At 55.7% G+C, this 15,648-nt stretch carries 16 protein-coding genes and 2 tRNA genes; 10 read left to right on the top strand and 8 right to left on the bottom strand.

Going from position 1 to position 15,648, the window contains the following annotated elements:
* Window positions 1-32 precede the first annotated feature (32 nt).
* Window positions 33-106 (top strand) — tRNA-Arg (locus H6F75_RS17065).
* A 19-nt stretch (window positions 107-125) separates the two neighbouring features.
* On the opposite strand, the gene H6F75_RS17060 is transcribed toward H6F75_RS17065, so the two are convergent.
* Window positions 126-1,442 carry an MFS transporter gene (locus H6F75_RS17060; protein WP_190753658.1) on the bottom strand — a complete coding sequence of 439 codons (1,317 nt, stop codon included), beginning with the start codon at window positions 1,440-1,442 and terminating at the stop codon, window positions 126-128.
* 91 nt (window positions 1,443-1,533) lie between these two features.
* Here H6F75_RS17060 and H6F75_RS17055 point away from each other — a divergent pair, with 91 nt between their 5' ends.
* Window positions 1,534-2,070 (top strand): DUF1643 domain-containing protein, encoded by a 537-nt coding sequence (locus H6F75_RS17055; RefSeq protein ID WP_190753657.1) that lies wholly within the window; start codon window positions 1,534-1,536, stop codon window positions 2,068-2,070.
* Between the two features lie 105 nt (window positions 2,071-2,175).
* Here the strand turns inward: H6F75_RS17055 and H6F75_RS17050 are convergent, their stop codons facing one another.
* Together H6F75_RS17050 and H6F75_RS17045 are read right to left on the bottom strand one after the other, a co-directional pair.
* Window positions 2,176-2,847 (bottom strand): rhomboid family intramembrane serine protease, encoded by a 672-nt coding sequence (locus H6F75_RS17050; protein WP_190753656.1) that lies wholly within the window; start codon window positions 2,845-2,847, stop codon window positions 2,176-2,178.
* A gap of 171 nt (window positions 2,848-3,018) precedes the next feature.
* A tRNA-Arg gene (locus tag H6F75_RS17045) sits at window positions 3,019-3,091 on the bottom strand.
* Between the two features lie 264 nt (window positions 3,092-3,355).
* On the opposite strand from H6F75_RS17045, the gene H6F75_RS17040 reads away from it, so the two are divergent.
* From H6F75_RS17040 to H6F75_RS17015, 6 genes are all read left to right on the top strand, one after another.
* Window positions 3,356-4,024 carry an Npun_F0813 family protein gene (locus H6F75_RS17040; protein WP_190753655.1) on the top strand — a complete coding sequence of 223 codons (669 nt, stop codon included), beginning with the start codon at window positions 3,356-3,358 and terminating at the stop codon, window positions 4,022-4,024.
* A 328-nt stretch (window positions 4,025-4,352) separates the two neighbouring features.
* Window positions 4,353-5,255 (top strand): hypothetical protein, encoded by a 903-nt coding sequence (locus H6F75_RS17035; RefSeq protein ID WP_347710668.1) that lies wholly within the window; start codon window positions 4,353-4,355, stop codon window positions 5,253-5,255.
* Window positions 5,256-5,298: 43 nt separating this feature from the next.
* Window positions 5,299-6,486: a transposase gene (locus H6F75_RS17030; RefSeq protein ID WP_190753653.1), complete on the top strand. Its 1,188-nt coding sequence runs from the start codon at window positions 5,299-5,301 to the stop codon at window positions 6,484-6,486.
* Between the two features lie 108 nt (window positions 6,487-6,594).
* Window positions 6,595-7,155, top strand: a complete 561-nt coding sequence (locus tag H6F75_RS17025) for a DUF4126 domain-containing protein (protein WP_190753652.1) — start codon at window positions 6,595-6,597, stop codon at window positions 7,153-7,155.
* Between the two features lie 57 nt (window positions 7,156-7,212).
* Window positions 7,213-7,728, top strand: coding sequence for a hypothetical protein (locus H6F75_RS17020; RefSeq protein ID WP_190753651.1), 516 nt, complete (start codon window positions 7,213-7,215; stop codon window positions 7,726-7,728).
* A complete protein-coding gene (locus H6F75_RS17015; RefSeq protein WP_190753650.1) occupies window positions 7,721-8,110 on the top strand; it encodes a phage holin family protein in 390 nt (129 codons plus the stop codon). The genes H6F75_RS17020 and H6F75_RS17015 overlap by 8 nt, the downstream gene beginning before the upstream one ends.
* Before the next feature lie 71 nt (window positions 8,111-8,181).
* Here the strand turns inward: H6F75_RS17015 and H6F75_RS17010 are convergent, their stop codons facing one another.
* The 5 genes from H6F75_RS17010 to H6F75_RS16990 form a co-directional block, all read right to left on the bottom strand.
* Entirely contained in the window at window positions 8,182-8,685 is a 504-nt protein-coding gene (locus H6F75_RS17010; RefSeq protein WP_190753649.1) for a hypothetical protein, read from the bottom strand.
* Window positions 8,686-8,699: 14 nt separating this feature from the next.
* Window positions 8,700-9,473 (bottom strand): hypothetical protein, encoded by a 774-nt coding sequence (locus tag H6F75_RS17005; RefSeq protein WP_242020077.1) that lies wholly within the window; start codon window positions 9,471-9,473, stop codon window positions 8,700-8,702.
* Window positions 9,474-9,520: 47 nt separating this feature from the next.
* On the bottom strand, window positions 9,521-10,141 hold the full coding sequence (locus H6F75_RS17000; protein WP_190753648.1) for a glutathione S-transferase family protein: 621 nt from the start codon (window positions 10,139-10,141) through the stop codon (window positions 9,521-9,523).
* A gap of 96 nt (window positions 10,142-10,237) precedes the next feature.
* Window positions 10,238-10,993: an ABC transporter permease gene (locus H6F75_RS16995; protein WP_190754162.1), complete on the bottom strand. Its 756-nt coding sequence runs from the start codon at window positions 10,991-10,993 to the stop codon at window positions 10,238-10,240.
* 216 nt (window positions 10,994-11,209) lie between these two features.
* Window positions 11,210-11,422 carry a hypothetical protein gene (locus tag H6F75_RS16990; protein WP_190522262.1) on the bottom strand — a complete coding sequence of 71 codons (213 nt, stop codon included), beginning with the start codon at window positions 11,420-11,422 and terminating at the stop codon, window positions 11,210-11,212.
* Window positions 11,423-11,707: 285 nt separating this feature from the next.
* On the opposite strand from H6F75_RS16990, the gene ppsA reads away from it, so the two are divergent.
* Both ppsA and H6F75_RS16980 read left to right on the top strand, forming a co-directional pair.
* Window positions 11,708-14,200 carry a phosphoenolpyruvate synthase gene (gene ppsA / locus H6F75_RS16985; RefSeq protein ID WP_190753647.1) on the top strand — a complete coding sequence of 831 codons (2,493 nt, stop codon included), beginning with the start codon at window positions 11,708-11,710 and terminating at the stop codon, window positions 14,198-14,200.
* 541 nt (window positions 14,201-14,741) lie between these two features.
* A complete protein-coding gene (locus tag H6F75_RS16980) occupies window positions 14,742-15,647 on the top strand; it encodes an isoaspartyl peptidase/L-asparaginase family protein (protein WP_190753646.1) in 906 nt (301 codons plus the stop codon).
* The last annotated feature ends 1 nt before the right edge of the window (window position 15,648 follow it).

Below are 15,648 nucleotides of genomic sequence, written 5' to 3'. Positions count from 1 at the left end.
AAAGAATATGCTAATATCGAAAGCCTGCACGAGGGCGTGTAGCTCAGTGGACTAGAGCACGTGGCTACGGACCACGGTGTCGGGGGTTCGAATCCCTCCTCGCCCGTTTTCAACAAATAACTGACCTATCCGACGTTGCTTGGGCTCTGATTGGGTAGATCGATGGCGTAGACATCTTGGCCATGCCCCAGGGCAAACCTGAGGGAATGGGCCAGGTCTTTGCTATTGGCGGTAGCAAAAACGACCAGCCCCACCATCGTCATCACCCCAGACAGGCCAAAAATTCCTCGATAGCTGAGCTGATCGGCGATGGTGCCAAAGATGGGGCCAGCCAGGGCAATGCCCACGTCAAAACCGACCATGGCCAGGCCAAAGGTGCGACCGCGATCGCTGGGGCTAGAGCGATCGCCCATCAGTGCCGCAATCATTGGAATCAGGGTGCCGCCCGCAAACCCCTGCACAAACCCCGCCAGCAAGAACATCGGCGCACTGCGGGCCAGCCAAAACATAGCCATACCCAAACTGTAGATCAGCAAACTAGCGGTGATAAATCGCCCCCGTCCGTAGCGATCGGAGGCTCGACCGGCAATCAGACGCGACATAAAGCTGGCCAGGGCCGAGGCGGTGTAGATCAGTCCCACATTGAGAGCCAGGCCCGCTTCCCGCACGTAGAGGGGCACAAAGGTGCTCAGGGTGCCAAAGGCCAACCCCACCAGCAGCAAAATGATCGCCGGGGTACGCACTCGCCCAGTCCACAGCTGACCCCAGAATTCCTTTGAGCCAGCATTTTCTACAGTGCTGGGCGGTCGGTAAGGCTCGTGCAGCCGCGCCACCAGCACCAGACCGACCATGCCCAGCAGCCCCATCACCAAAAATGCGGTGGTAAACCCCGTGGCTTCGTAGAGAAAGCCACCAATGGCAGGCCCTAGGGCTAGACCAATGGGGTTGACCAGGGTCATATAGCCAAGTAGCTCCCCTCGGTTAGCAGGGGGAGCTAGATCCAGCACCAGGGCACTGTAGGCCACCACAAAGGCGGCAATACTCAACCCGTGGAAAGCACGAATGCCGATCATCGCTAAAATTGAGCTATCCAGCGTGATGCTATACCCCCCCAGCGACAGCGGCACGATCGCACGGGGCAAAAACTGCACTAGCAGGTAGCCAAAAGGAGCCAGGGCGATCGCGCTCAACCCCACCAGCAGCACCACCTTGCGGCCCCGCTCGTCGGCCAGCCGCGATAGGTAGGGCCGGGTCGCCAGCAGGCCAATGGCAAAAGAGGCCATCACAATACCAATTTGCTGGCCGTTGCCCCCCAGGGTTTCAATAAACAGCGGTAGCGTCGGTAGCAGCCCCGCCAACCCGGCCCAAAAACACAGCCCTGCCGCAAACAGCACCGTCAAATTGGTGCGCACTGCTGGGGTAAAGGTTGAGAAAATAGTCAAACTGCCAGTCTCCGAGTAGAGTGCTGGGTGCTTAGCAGCGATCTTCGCCACCTGGTCAGAACCACCGCGCCCCACCCCTCAATGTAAACAAATGTTGCAGCTGTCGGCCATAGAACGTTCTGCCACCTTTGACCCCACAGGTTGCTACCGATACAGCCTCGGGCGGCGGTGGAGTGCGGCCCCCACCCTAGCCATTATCATGCTCAACCCCAGTCAAGCCGACAGTAGCGTAGACGACCCCACCATTCGTCGCTGCATTGGCTTGGCGCAGGGCTGGGGGTTTGGGGCGATCGCCGTCGTCAACCTGTTCGCCTACCGCAGCCCCCACCCCAAGGCACTGCGCCAAGTTGAGGACCCCATTGGTCCTGAGAACAATGCCGCTCTGAGCACAGCCGCACAGCAGGCCGAGCAAATTCTGCTGGCTTGGGGAAATTGGGGGAGTTGGCTGGGGCGCGATCGCTCTGTTCTCACCCTACTAACCCCCTTTCACCATCAGTGCCGCTGCCTGGGCCGCAACTGCACCGGCCAACCCCGCCATCCCCTCTACGTGCCCCGGATTACAGCCCTACAAGCCTGGGTTTCTCCACAGCCCGGCGAACTCAAAACTGTCTCGCCCCTTAATGTCTAGATTGGTTGGAACTAACTAAATCAACTCCACCCATCCACCCACCTACTCATCCACCCATCCACCCATCCACCCACCTATTCATCCACCATCCACCCACCTACTCTCCTACCTCTGCCGCCCCGGCTCCTGATACACCCCGTAGGCCGCCACAATCCCCAGCACAAAGCCAAACAGGTGCCCCCACCAAGCCACCATCGGCTGAGTCGGAAACATGCCAAAAATAAAGTAGCTGTAGTTGATCAGCACAAACATCGAAATCAGCAGCGGCACTACCCGACGCTCCAGCCAGCCAATGCAGAGCAGATAGCCAAATAGGGTGTACACCACACCGCTCAACCCGTGCACGCTGCTGGGACCGAGCAGCCAGGCCACCACGCCACCCCCCAGCCAGCCCACCAGCAGGGTAATCCAATAGTCGCGACGGCTTTTGGCCAAGATCAGCCAGCTAAAGATGAGGAACCCGACGGTGTTGCCAATCAAGTGGGCAAACCCCGAGTGAGAAATTGCCGACAAAAAAATGCCCGGTATACCCTCAATACTGCGGGGGTGCAGCGGCAGGTTCCAACGACCACCAAACACCACCTGGTCAATAATCTCCTGCGCCCAGGGAATGGCCACTAGATAGACAGGCAATAGCGCGTTGCCCTTTAGCCGTTGCAGCCAAGGTTGGGATGCTGGAGTTGGCTTGCCGGTGGATTGTCGGGCGGTTGGAGGCGCAGCGGTATTGAGCTCTGCCTCTAGTTTTTTGAGTTTGGCCTGTAGGTCTGTGTCGTCCAAAAGGTTTGCCTAGCTGGGTTTGGGACTATAGCCAGAGTAGCTTTTTCGCTCCCCCACTGCCCAGTGCTAGACGCCTAGGGCTGACGGGGGCGACAGATTGGGCACAGCGATGGGAGGAAGCTGCTCATAGTAGCTATGCACTAAGGGCTGAAACCTTTATGTCGCAAATAACGGGCCATGCTGGGATCGAACCAGCGACCGACCGCTTAGAAGGCGGTTGCTCTATCCGCTGAGCTAATGGCCCTAACGTAATCACTTTACATTTTAGGGGGTGTGGGTCGCTCTCAGGGCAGACTAGGACGAATAGAATATTGAAAAAACAGCGGCAAATGCTGCCAGGGCGGTGAGTGCCGCTAAAATAAGTCACTTACTTTATAGAAGTCACTGTTTTCGAGGGGTTGCCAGGCTTTATCCCATCACGATGACGCAGTAATAAGGGTGCGGTTTACCGTTGCAGCCGCCGCCTACTGCAGGTACTCACCTCAGTTAGGAGTCAGCAGGCCATAACATGTTTATCCTCAAGCGGCAGGATGTTGACATCAAAACGATGCACCATCCTCAAAAAGATCAGCAAATTCCAATTTTGTCGTACCAGGGGCAAACCTTTCGGTTGCTGAGTGTGTTTACTGCTGCCCAGGAAGACGACGCTAGGGCACTGTGGCGCGACCTGACCGACAACCGAGGTAAAGCCTGTGTGCTGCTTGAAGAACCCGATCGCTTCAGCATCTGGGGCAAAATTCGCCTTGACCAGTTTGATGACGCTGGTCCCGATACGGGCACCCCGCCAGCAGAGGCCACCTACATCAAAGCCTGCCTGCTGATGCTACAGGTGCTGTACATGGACGTGGAAGATCTGCTGGGGGCCAAGCAGGCGCGTCAGTTTGAGGGTGACATTAGCAAGGTGTTTGCCGCCTGGAAATTTCCCCAGGCGGTGACTCCCGATGCGGTCAAGAATTTGCTGACCGTAGACCCGCTGGCGATGCCGCAGCTGCCGCCCTGGCAAGATCACCATCTGCAACGTCTGTTGGAAGAAACCCACCGGATGGGCAAGGATTATTTTGGCAATGCCAATTTTGCCGATCGCGCCCTAGAGGCAGTCGAAGACTTAACCGCCAACGAACAGGCTCTGTTTCGGCGGTGGTTGCAGCAGTCGCCAGGGGGCAAGAACTGGGTCTAGGCGAGCAACACCTCCGGGCTTGGGCGCAGGCGACCTCGCAGGAGTTTAAGAATTATTGCTCTGCACGACTAATTAGGACGATTCTGCCAGGCTGACGGCTCAAGGCAGTGGTGAGTCGGTACAATTCAGGCGTTGCGCTAGGCCCTGTGCTAGATCAGCCAATCGCTGCGATGGCGAAGACCTGCCCTTAGGGCCAGCCGCAGTGTTTTAGTCGGCATGGGTGCCGTTGAGTTCCGTTAGGAGTGAACCCTTGAGCAAGTCATCAACCCCGTCATCTGCTAGTTCTTCGTCTACCCCGCTGTTGGTGGGGGCTTGCATCGCTTGGGGCGTGGCTACCCTACTGTTTTTTCTGCTATTTACTGCTCCTGGGGAAGATGGTGCCCAACCCAGCTGGTTTTTGGTGGGCATTAACCTACTAGAAATTGGCGCGTTTTTCTTCGCCTCGCTACTGTGCTTTCGCAACTGGCGCAGCACTCAGATTGTGAGTGGCCGCAACGTCTGGTTCTGGATTGGCCTTGGCCTGATGTCCTATACCGCGGGCAACATCCTGTTCTTTCTCTGGGGCACCATCTGGGGGCTTGACCCGGAGGTATCCCTAGGCGATTTCTTTTACATTTTTAGCTACATTTTTCTAGCCGCAGGCATGTTTAAGGCGGTGCTGCCCCGACGCCTAAACTTGGAATTCTCCCAGTGGCTGATCGTGGTGGGCATTGGGCTGGGCGGCATTTTGCTGACGATTTTCGTCAACCTGACGGCGGCGGAAGCGGCAGTAGTGCCCCCAGCCCCAGCCCCAGCATTCTATTTGGCCCAGGAAGCACCTCCGGCCACGCCGGAGGTTGTGCCCCCGACGGTGCCAGAGCCAGGGGCCGAAGCCTCATCAGCCCCCGGCTGGGTGCTCCAGCTCAACGGCCTACTCGAACCGCTGGAGGGTGTGATGAGCCTGTTGTATCAGATGGGCGACATCGTGCTGCTGATCATTGCCGGCACACTGCTGGTGGCTTTTTGGGGCGGGCGCTACTCCCAGTCGTGGAAGCTGATTGCGATCGCCGCTTTCTGTCTTTACATCGCCGATATGTTTTTTGCCTACGCCGTCAGCACGGACACCTACGTAGAAGGCAGTCTGTGGGAAGTCTTCTGGACGTTTTCGGCAGTGTTTTTTGGCCTAGGAGCAGTAGTTGAGAATGCTGTTTCTGTAAATTCCCGGCGGAGTCCGCGGCGGCGGCGGGGGTAAGGCGCTCTAGAATGTTAGATGGCATTGTTACGGAACCCATGGCATGGCACCCAAAAAGCTGACCGAGGCTGACAAGACTTCCATCTTGAGCCTGTATCGCCAGCCCCAAGAGACCACATCAACCCTAGCGGAACGCTACGGGGTAAGTAACAGCACCATTAGCCGACTGCTCAAAGCCAGTCTGCCTGAAGACGAGTACAGCATCTTAATTCAGCAGAAGCGGGGTACCGATAAGACAGTCGTTGTAGACACCGCTGTGGCCGCAGCAGAGCCCGCTCTTCCTGCTGTGGTTGAGGCAGAGCCTGCTATTTCTGCTGTAGTTGAGGCAGAACCCGCTGTAGTTGAGGCAGAGCCCGCGGCCGTAGACGCAAAGCCTTCCCCTAAGCCCAAAACCAAGCCTCGCAGCAAGAGAGCCACTGAGGTGCTGCCCGAGGCGGCGCCGACTGAGCCCGCACCCCTGCCCATAGCCGAGCCGATCGCAGAAGAGGTGACTGCCAGCGAGGCTAAGCCTCTGCGTAAGCGGCGATCGCGGGCGGCAGCAGAGCACGTGCCCGAGGTCGTAGACGCACCTGCCGAGACGATGGCAGCTTTGCCCACCGTAGACCCTGAGCCCGCTCAGCTCTCGCTGCCAGAGCCGGCTCCAGAAAAACCGGCCCGGCCCGTGCTGAAGTCGGCTCAGACTGCCTTAGCTGAGGCTCAAGCCGCCGCCCCCGAAATCGAACCGGCTGAAGTCCTTGACGTTGCCGAGGCCCTAGACGACGACTGGGATGACGATACCGTTGGCCTTGACGACGACTATGACGATGACGATGACAGCGATGATGACGATAACGTCTACCCCTGGGACAGCGGCAACGGCGCTGCTGCTAACCTCGAAACCCTAGAAATCTTCCCTCTCACGGCGGCGGCGCTGCCACCCCTGTGCTACGTCGTTGTGGAGCGCACCTCGTCGGAGCTGGTTGTGCTGCCCTTGCGCACCTTCGCGGAACTGGGCCAAATTCCTGAAGAAGAAGGCGATTCCCGCACGCTGCCGGTGTTTGAAAACCACAATGTGGCCCGGCGCTTTTCGCGCCGCAACCAGCGGGTGGTCAAGGTGCCCGATGGCAGCCTGCTGCAAACCACCAGTTCCTATCTCCAGGCGAAAGGCATTACTCGATTGTTTATTGATGGGCAGGTGTTTTCCCTAGGCCAGGATTCCGTTGAGCCTGTGCTCCCCGTCGGAGACGATTGACCCGGTCCGCAGGTCGGACAGTAGCCCGCTCAAAAGTTAGCGCTAACCCAGCGCATTTCTTGCAATCTCCCCATACACTGGGCTTACTGGCGTTAACCCTGGGGAGACATGGATGTACTGCTGCACATTGCCATTGGCATTGGCCTCAGCACCGCCGCCGGGTTTAGAATTTTGGTGCCGTTTTTGGTGGCGGGGGTAGCCGCTCAGCAGGGCTATCTGACCCTGTCCCCCAACATGGCTTGGATGGCTACCACCCCAGCAATTCTGGCCTTGGCGGCCGCTACGGCTCTAGAGGTGCTGATCTATTTTGTGCCAGTAGTCGATAATTTGATGGATGCGGTGGAGCTGCCAGCAGCGGCGATCGCAGGCACTGTCCTCACCGCTGCCGTCACAGGTGGCGACATGAACCCTTTCTTGCAGTGGAGCCTGGCTCTGATTGCTGGTGGCGGTATCGCCACCAGCACCCAGGCGTTTACGGGCCTAGCCCGGCTGGCTTCCACAGCGGCAGGTGGCCCGGTGGGCAACATCGCGGTTTCGACGACTGAGCTGGCCAGCTCGACTATCCTTTCGGTACTGGCGATCGCGGTACCGATTTTGGTACTGCTGGTAGTGGGTGTGCTGCTATATCTAGTCTTTCGTCGTCGGATTCGCCAGCGACGGGTTTACTAAACCTTGGATTACCGACCGCCAGCCCACCCAACATTAACTACCGCTAGGGGAGCCGCCATGGCCAGCCACATCACTCTAACCCCTGCCCAAGAGGCTTTTGAGCACCACTTTGAGGTAATGGTGCCGCTCATTTTGGCCGAGTGGCCCCAGCTGATTGAAGATAACCTGCTGGCTACGGAGGGCGACCTAGATTTAGCTGTGGCATACATCAGTGGCGAAACTGACCGCACCCAAACCCTCACCCGTCGCCACCTAGACGAGCTAGCTAGCCTGATCGAAGTTGAGCCACCGGCCTCGAGCAATGGCTCTCGCAAGGCTGTTATCAGTGGGGTGTCGTCTGCCTTAAAATCCACTGTCCTAGAGGCTACTGAGACCCTGAAAGTAGATAAATCTAGCATTGACAATCTGCTCGATGACCTCGAATCGCGCACCGAAAATCTAATTCAAGAGCTGAAGGCCGAAATGCTCCCCGAGCTTGAGAAACGCGCCCGAGGCAACCTGGGGCAAAGCCTGCTGATTGCTCTAGGCATTGGCTTTGTGCTGGGTCTGATCTTGGGGGGCAAGCGTGGCTAACTCTGACTCTGCCTTTGACCAAATCGAAAGCTATTTTCGGCGGCTGCTGCGTCTGATGACGGTGCTGGTCGATACCCACCTTGATGTGGCTGTGCAAGAGGCTAACTACGAAAGCCGTCGGCTGCTCAGCGGGTTTATTCTGCTTGGCATCGGCATTGGTCTAGTTACCACAGCGGTTGTGCTCGGCATCGTCGCCAGCGTGGTATTTGCCCAGTCCTTAGGGCTGAGCTGGCTTCAGGCCGTTGGGGCCGTGGCTGGGGTCGATCTGCTGCTGGGGCTGATATTTCTCATCTTGGCGCGGCTGCGGCTGAGTGGGCCGCTGATGATTCAGACCCAGGCTCGGCTCTCGCGATCGCTAGCACTCCTAAAAGCCAAAGAGTAACTAGAGAAGTAAGTGCCTGAATAAATAACCTTACGCGCCAATCACGCCAAGGAATTACTTAGGCAAGGCGCTTAGCTCTGCTTTGTCATCTCCTGCAGCAGTCCCAACACCTGCTCCATACTTTCCTGAAGGGACTTAATTTCCAGCTCGATCGCATCGAGCCGCTCCAAGACTTGGCTGTTGTTAGTATTCGGAATCCAAGTTTCGCTGCTGCTAGGAATTCCGCTTGTCTCATTCAGTTTTGTCGCCAGAGAATCCCAGCTATTTGCTTTGATATCGAAATGATCCTTAGCGGCTTTGAGGGTCTTGAATTCCTGCTTTAAATCCGAAACTTTGTATGTAGTTAGGTTCTCGCTCTGCTCCCTTCGACTTAAATCCTCCTCGACCATCTCCACCACCTCACTAATTAGCTGATCGTGGTTCTGAGCTATCTGGGCAGCTGCACCCAGGATTCGGGAGGTAGCTTTAATCTGTGTATCTGTTTCCTGCCGTAACTCCTGGGCAATATTACGCAGGCGATCGCCCAAAGTCGCAGGTTGTGAAGCCGAAATTATTGAAGCTGAATCGTTGCTCATGGATTACCTGTTCCTTACTCTGCCAGGATTTCCTTGACCGCAACCCATACTCGCTGAAGCTTTTGCAGCATTCCGACTGGATTGTTGGCCGCCTCATTATCGACTGAATCTACCAGCTTCTGAATTCGATCCATCCGAGTTGCTACATCCTCCAAGCTCTTAATAGCCTGATCCTTCTTAGTCAATGACTCGCGAAGGACGATCGCCATTTCGCCAATTTCCTGCTTCAGTCGCTCATTTTCCCGCTTGCGTCGGGTCTCCCAACCTTTAATGCCCGCCTTGGAGCGCCGCTCTGTTTTCAGCTCTTGCTCAATCTGCTTATAGCGCGCTAGGTGGTTTTGGGACTCCTGGTGAGCTTCGTTATATTTGACCTCAAGCTCGCTGCTCTTGGCTTTCTCGTCGGTATAAAGCGCCAGATACGAACTCGCCTGCTCTTGGGTTTCCCGATAGAGAACAATCGTCGATTGCAGCTTTTCCTCTTGCTCCCGATAAAGCGTCTGGCTTTCCTCTAGCTGTCGCTCTTTGTCAACAACCTGATTCTTCGCCTCATCCCGTTGCGATCGAACATTGCTTAGAATTTGCCTAAGCTCTGCGGTCGATGTGGGCTCAGCCCGCTTTGTATGTGGGTGCTGAATTGAATTATCGTCGGATGAAGTACGTCTGTCGGCTCGTTGCATTTCCGGCATTGGCAAACAACACTGAAGGTAAGAAGATGCACCACCTTCTTCATGTTGAGGATGCCCTTGTCCGGAGGCTGAAGACCAAAACACTAGAAGAAAATCTTTCATGAAGGCCCCTCACCTTCGCGACTAGCAGCGCTACGACTTGCCAAAGATCAGAACTCAAATGCCGTTTGAGTGATGAGCACGTGGTTAGGCTGGGCCGCAATTTGTGCCAGCCAGCGCCGCACATGGGGAAACCGATCTAGCTCAAAGCCGCCTTCATGGGCCACGTGGGTGTAAGCATAGAGCGCCATGTCGGCAATAGTGTAACTTTCGCCCACAAAAAAGGCGTGCTGCCCCAGGTGCTGCTCCATCACCGCTAGTGCCTGGTAGCCCTGCTCTTGCTTGTAGGGCAGGGCAGTCTCTTGATAGGCATTGAGTCTAGGCACGTGGCAGAGCCAAAACCGTGGCGTGGCAATGTTGGGTTCGTGGCTATACTGCTCAAAAAATAACCAGCCCATGACCTGGGTCTGACTCAGTAGATCGGTGGGCCAGAAGGGGGTGCCTTGCGCCAGATAAAACAGAATGGCGTTGGACTCAGCTAGGTATCGCCCCGGCTCGATCTCCAGCACCGGAATGCGTCCGTTGGGATTTTGGGCTAAGAATTCTGGAGTGCGAGTTTCGCCCTTGAGAATATCCAGCTCAATGTATTCAAAGGGCACAGCCAGTTGGGCCAGCAATAGCCTGACTTTGTAACCGTTGCCCGAGGGAGGATAGTCGTAAAGGCGATACATGAGGGCTCCTTTAAGATGTGAGGTTTATGACTCCTTGCACCCTATCCCTCAAACCTTAACCCTACTCACAATTCCTTACCTATCTAGTGGAAAAAGCTAATCTTGCTGGGTTGAGAACTGACGCGCTCCGATCGCCGCCAGCACCCCGGCCACCGCTAACAAGATGGGGATCGAGTACCAGGGAAATTCGCCTAGGGGTTGGTAGGCGGCCGCCCGCAGGCCGATCGTTGTGTAGGTCAGCGGTAGCAGGTAAACGATCGCCTTCAGCGCCACGGGCAGAGTGCTGGGATCAAAAAACGTGCCGCCCAAAAACGACATTGGCACAATCAAAAAGTTGTTGAACAGCCCTACGCTTTCGAGGGATTTGACGTTAAGTCCGACAATGACACCCAAACCGGCAAACACGGCGCAGTTAAGCACTACCAGCAGCAAAAATAGCGGGTTCACAAAGCTCCAAAACCGCCCGGTGAAGAGAATCGCCACCAGGATCACCGAGCCTGCCGTCATCATTCCGCGCACGATGCCTGCCAGCATTTTGCCCAGGTGCAGCGCTAGGGGGTGCACCGGGTAGAGCAGCATTTCCTCAAAGGTCTTGGTGAACAGGCGATCGCCGCAGATCGAAAACGTGGTGCCACCAAAGCTAATCACCATCGACGACAGCGCCACCATACCCGGCAAAATAAACTCTAGGTAGTTGTCGCCCGCTGAGGGAGTAGTTACCTGGTCAATGGCGCTGCCCAGACCCAAGCCAAAGGCCAAGATATAGATCAGCGGTGACACGAGCCCCGATGCTGCCACCTGGGGAATGCGCACCCGCAAATCGAGCCAGTCACCCCAAAATACGGTGAGCATATCGACCCAGAGGGTCCGTAGGGGCAGAGCCTCGCTCTGACGCAGGCGCGGACGGGAGAGAATATTGGTCACGACATCATTTGTAACGCTTCTTAACAGTCTAAGGCGTAGAGGGCTGATGAATTTTGATGTTGAGTTTTGAATTTTTAGTTCTCACCGTAAGACGTTCATCCCCAACTCATAATTCAAAACCTAAAACTCAAAACTCTCTACTCCCTAGGGGTTAAAAAGTTCATCTTCGTTGCCAACCCACCACTCTCCTAGGCCCATCAGCTCCTTGTGCAGCGCCTGGAGTTCTTCCATATAGAGTTCAGGGGGAGTGGTATCTTTGCGCTCCTCCAGCTTTTTCAAGCGCAGCAGCACTAGCAGCCAGGGTTTAGAGATGCCATCTCTGGCTTCGATAAATTGGGCAAGCTCGCGACTGTCCATGGTTAACCTGTGCGGGGGGTATGAACAACTTTAACAGTGGTACCAGCGGTCTGCCCGACCCTGGTTTACGGCCGGGGTTGTATACATCTATTGCGTTAGAGACACGAAAAGTTAGATAAGGTTGTGGGCTGATCCCCAGATTTTTAGCATAGAGATGTGCGGCGCGTTGGCGAAGCCTGATCTGGGCAAAATCGCCGGTCTCCAGCTACTCAAAAATCTCAACAATCTATAAGTGGAGCGTTTTGTCGGTCGCACAGTCTTCGAGTACTCCTTTGAGGTGGCGACATGGTAGCTACGTCTGTAGTTCAACGTTCTTCGGTGCAGCGTGATCAGCAACTAGTGCTCTGGCTTGACCAGGTACGGCTAGAGGATGTGCACCTCGTGGGCGGCAAAAATGCTTCCCTCGGAGAAATGATTCAGCAGCTAACGCCCAAGGGAGTGAGAGTGCCAACGGGGTTTGCCACCACGTCCTATGCCTACCGCTACTTTATTGAGAGAACTGGGCTAGATGCCCAACTGCGCCAGGTGCTGGGCGGTTTTGACGTGAACGATGTGAGCGAGCTGCGGCGACGGGGCAGAAAGGCGCGATCGCTCATCCTCAACGCCACCTTCCCCGATGACCTGAAAACTGCCATTCTCACGGCTTACCACCAGATGTGCGAGCAGGCCGGGCAGAGCCTCTGCTTTGGTGATGAGTCCTGTCTGCAAGACCATGCCTATACCGAGGTTGACGTGGCCGTGCGCTCTAGCGCCACCGCCGAAGATTTGCCCGACGCCAGCTTTGCGGGCCAGCAAGAGACCTACCTCAACGTCTATGGTGACCAGGCAGTGCTAATCGCTTGCAAGAAGTGCTACGCCTCGCTGTTTACCGATCGCGCTATCTCCTACCGCACCACCAAAGACTTCGATCACTTCGACGTGGCCCTGTCGGTGTGCATTCAGCGCATGGTGCGCTCAGATCTGGCCACCTCAGGGGTGATGTTCTCCATTGATACCGAGACCGGCTTCCAGAATGCGGTGCTGCTGACCGCCGCCTATGGCCTGGGCGAAAATGTGGTGCAGGGCACGGTCAACCCCGACGAGTACGTGATATTTAAGCCCACCCTCAAATCTGGCCACAAACCTATTCTCAGCAAGCGCTTGGGCACCAAAGCCCTGCGCATGGTTTATAACACCACCGGCACCGAGCTCACCAAAAACGAGCCGGTGCCCCTGGCCGATCAAGAGCGTTTTGCCATCGACGAAGACGACATTCTTCAGCTCGCCCAGTGGGCCTGCACCATCGAAGATCACTACACCCAGCTGCGCGGCGTCAACAGCCCCATGGATATTGAGTGGGCCAAGGATGGCCACACGGGGGAGCTGTTTATCGTGCAGGCTCGGCCGGAAACGGTGCAGTCGCAGAAATCACAGAATGAGCTGCGATCGTACATTCTTGACGTGCCTGAGGGCGTGGAGCCGGTGGCCCGTGGTCGGGCCGTGGGCGATCTGATTGGCCAGGGCGAGGCTTGCGTAATTTTAGAGGTGTCCCAGATTGCCGAGTTTCGCCCTGGGGAAGTGCTGGTCACGGCTCGCACCGACCCCGACTGGGAGCCGATTATGAAGCAGGCCAGTGCGATCGTCACGGACCAGGGCGGGCGCACCTGCCACGCCGCGATCATTGCGCGAGAGCTGGGTATTCCGGCGATCGTCGGCTGCGACAATGCTACCCAAATGCTCGAGATGGGTGACTTCGTCACTGTCTCCTGCGCCGAGGGCGAAGAAGGGGTGATTTACCGAGGCGAGCTGCCCTTTAGGGTCGAAACTACCAAGCTCGATAGCCTGCCCGAAACCCGCACCAAAATCATGATGAACGTGGGCAACCCCGAGAAGGCCTTTACCCTAGCCGCCCTGCCCAACGACGGTGTTGGCCTAGCCCGGCTGGAATTTATCATCGCCAACCACATCAAAGTGCACCCCCTGGCCCTGCTCAACTTTGACAGCCTCGCCAACGGCTCTGAAAAGCGTGAAATTCAGCAGTTGACGGCCCATTACGACCACAAACCCGACTATTTCACCGACAAGCTAGCCCAGGGTGTTGGCACCTTAGCCGCTGCCTTTTATCCCAAACCGGTGGTGGTGCGACTGTCCGACTTTAAGAGCAACGAGTACGCCCATCTGCTAGGTGGCAGCACCTTCGAACCTGACGAAGAAAACCCGATGTTGGGCTGGCGCGGTGCCTCTCGCTACTACGACGAGCGCTACCGCGATGGTTTTGCCCTTGAGTGCCAGGCCCTCAAGCGCGTGCGCGACGACATGGGTCTCACCAATGTGATTTTGATGGTGCCCTTCTGCCGCACCCCCGAAGAGGGCCGCCGGGTGCTTGAGGAAATGGCTCGACACGGCCTAGTGCGTGGCGAAAATGATCTGAAGGTCTACGTGATGTGCGAACTGCCCAATAACGTAATCTTGGCTGACGAGTTCAGTCAGGTGTTTGACGGCTTTTCCATTGGCTCGAACGACCTGACTCAGCTCACCTTGGGGATCGATCGCGACTCGGCCCTGGTGGCCCACCTGTTCGACGAGCGCAGCACCGGGGTTAAGCGCATGGTGAAGATGGCGATTCAAACCGCCAAGGAGCATGGCCGCAAGATTGGCATCTGTGGTCAGGGCCCTAGCGACTACCCCGAGTTTGCCCGTTTCTTGGTCGAACAGGGCATTGATTCTATCAGCCTCAACCCCGACACGGTGATCAAAACCCGCCTGGAGATCGCCGACATGGAGCAGCAAATAGGTTGAGAATGGCTACAGATCCCAGGGATACTTCAAAACCTTGAAGGTTTGAGCCTAAAGGGTTGCTGCAAGAGTGTTCGTAGTTTTGTGGGATAGCCTCCTGGTTGTTCATCAGGACAGGCAGGAGCCTACTCCACAAAACCACCGGCATTTAGCTACCCACTGATGACAATTACGCAAAACTCTGATCAGCCTCGAAGTTTTCGAGTTTTGTAGGGCCGCCGCTCGGGTCGAACGACCTAATAGAAGAGCGTGCTTTTGTGTGATTGACGGCAGATAATTTAAGCAGCGAAGGATCGTAGCTGCTGTGTATGGTCTTGGCTTTTGTGAGAAAACTCAGTCAAAGTTATTTGAGAAATCTCAATTAATCATTTGTACGATTAATCCTGAGATAGAGCCTTCTAGAAAAAGCAACCTTTATGCTGTAAAGCAAAGAGTTTGAGCGATCGCTTGCTCTGCCAAATTGCAAGTCAAAACCGATTATTTTGTCATTGCTTTTTCACTGCGGTCGTGGTCATTCTCTCCTCTAGATTATGAGTAGGGAAAAATGAATCAGGTTAAGCCAGTTATCGTTGTTCACGGTGGAGCTAAAACTATTTCAGAAGACAAGCTGGCGGCAAATCACGCTGGATGTCGAGCAGCAGCAGAGGCGGGGTGGAATATACTTCGTAGTGGCGGTAGTGCAGCTGCAGCCGTTGAAGCTGCCATTCAGGTATTAGAGTCTGACCAAACATTTAATGCCGGCTTCGGTTCAACTATGAACAGTGAAGGCGAAGTTGAAGACGATGCCGCCATGATGGATGGAGCAACGTTAGCTTGGGGAGCCATTGCAGCCGTGCAGGGAGTTCGTCATCCTATCTCTGTTGCTCGCAAGATTATGGAAGACAAGCCTCGGTTCCTAGTGGCTGAAAGTGGTGAACGATTTGCCCTCGAGCACGGGCTAGAGATGTGTGATAAAGACGAGCTGGTCAGCGAAGAACAGTATCAGGAATGGAAAGAAGAAGCTAACGTCTTAGATCGTCCAAATACTGTGGGCTGTGTGGCACTTGACAGCAGTGGCAATCTCGCTGCAGGTACTTCTACAGGTGGTACGACTGGTCAATCCCAAGGACGTGTGGGCGATTCTGCTTTAGTTGGCTCTGGTTTATATGCGGATAATCAACTGGGAGCTTGCTCAACTACTGGGGATGGCGAATCAATTATTCCGGTGGTACTTGCCAAGACGGCAATCGATGCCTTAGCTGAAGAAACTCATCCAGACCAAGCAGCCCAACACGCGATCAACACCCTCAAAGCGCGTGTAAAAGGCGAGGCAGGCTGTATTTTGCTTGATCGCCAGGGACGTATAGGTTGGGCATACAACTCAGACAATATGGCAGTTGCCTACATGACTGAAGCTTTGCAGCAGCCAGCTGTTTTTACCGAAAAGGAACAATCATTTGCGATCGCTTAAA

The organism is Nodosilinea sp. FACHB-131 (genome assembly GCF_014695395.1).
Classification (GTDB): domain Bacteria; phylum Cyanobacteriota; class Cyanobacteriia; order Phormidesmidales; family Phormidesmidaceae; genus Nodosilinea.
The sequence above is the reverse complement of the archived record's forward strand: the minus strand, read 5'-3'. Positions and strand labels throughout refer to the sequence as shown.

Bases quoted from the DNA above. Each gene is read 5' to 3' on its own strand.
- H6F75_RS17040 (WP_190753655.1), top strand. From the start codon at position 3,356: ATGTTTATCCTCAAGCGGCAGGATGTTGACATCAAAACGATGCACCAT.
- H6F75_RS17010 (WP_190753649.1), bottom strand. From the start codon at position 8,685: ATGAGCAACGATTCAGCTTCAATAATTTCGGCTTCACAACCTGCGACT.
- H6F75_RS17055 (WP_190753657.1), top strand. From the start codon at position 1,534: ATGTTGCAGCTGTCGGCCATAGAACGTTCTGCCACCTTTGACCCCACA.
- ppsA (WP_190753647.1), top strand. From the start codon at position 11,708: ATGGTAGCTACGTCTGTAGTTCAACGTTCTTCGGTGCAGCGTGATCAG.
- H6F75_RS16995 (WP_190754162.1), bottom strand. From the start codon at position 10,993: ATGCTCACCGTATTTTGGGGTGACTGGCTCGATTTGCGGGTGCGCATT.
- H6F75_RS17020 (WP_190753651.1), top strand. From the start codon at position 7,213: ATGGCCAGCCACATCACTCTAACCCCTGCCCAAGAGGCTTTTGAGCAC.
- H6F75_RS17000 (WP_190753648.1), bottom strand. From the start codon at position 10,141: ATGTATCGCCTTTACGACTATCCTCCCTCGGGCAACGGTTACAAAGTC.
- H6F75_RS17025 (WP_190753652.1), top strand. From the start codon at position 6,595: ATGGATGTACTGCTGCACATTGCCATTGGCATTGGCCTCAGCACCGCC.
- H6F75_RS17030 (WP_190753653.1), top strand. From the start codon at position 5,299: ATGGCACCCAAAAAGCTGACCGAGGCTGACAAGACTTCCATCTTGAGC.
- H6F75_RS17005 (WP_242020077.1), bottom strand. From the start codon at position 9,473: ATGAAAGATTTTCTTCTAGTGTTTTGGTCTTCAGCCTCCGGACAAGGG.
- H6F75_RS16980 (WP_190753646.1), top strand. From the start codon at position 14,742: ATGAATCAGGTTAAGCCAGTTATCGTTGTTCACGGTGGAGCTAAAACT.
- H6F75_RS16990 (WP_190522262.1), bottom strand. From the start codon at position 11,422: ATGGACAGTCGCGAGCTTGCCCAATTTATCGAAGCCAGAGATGGCATC.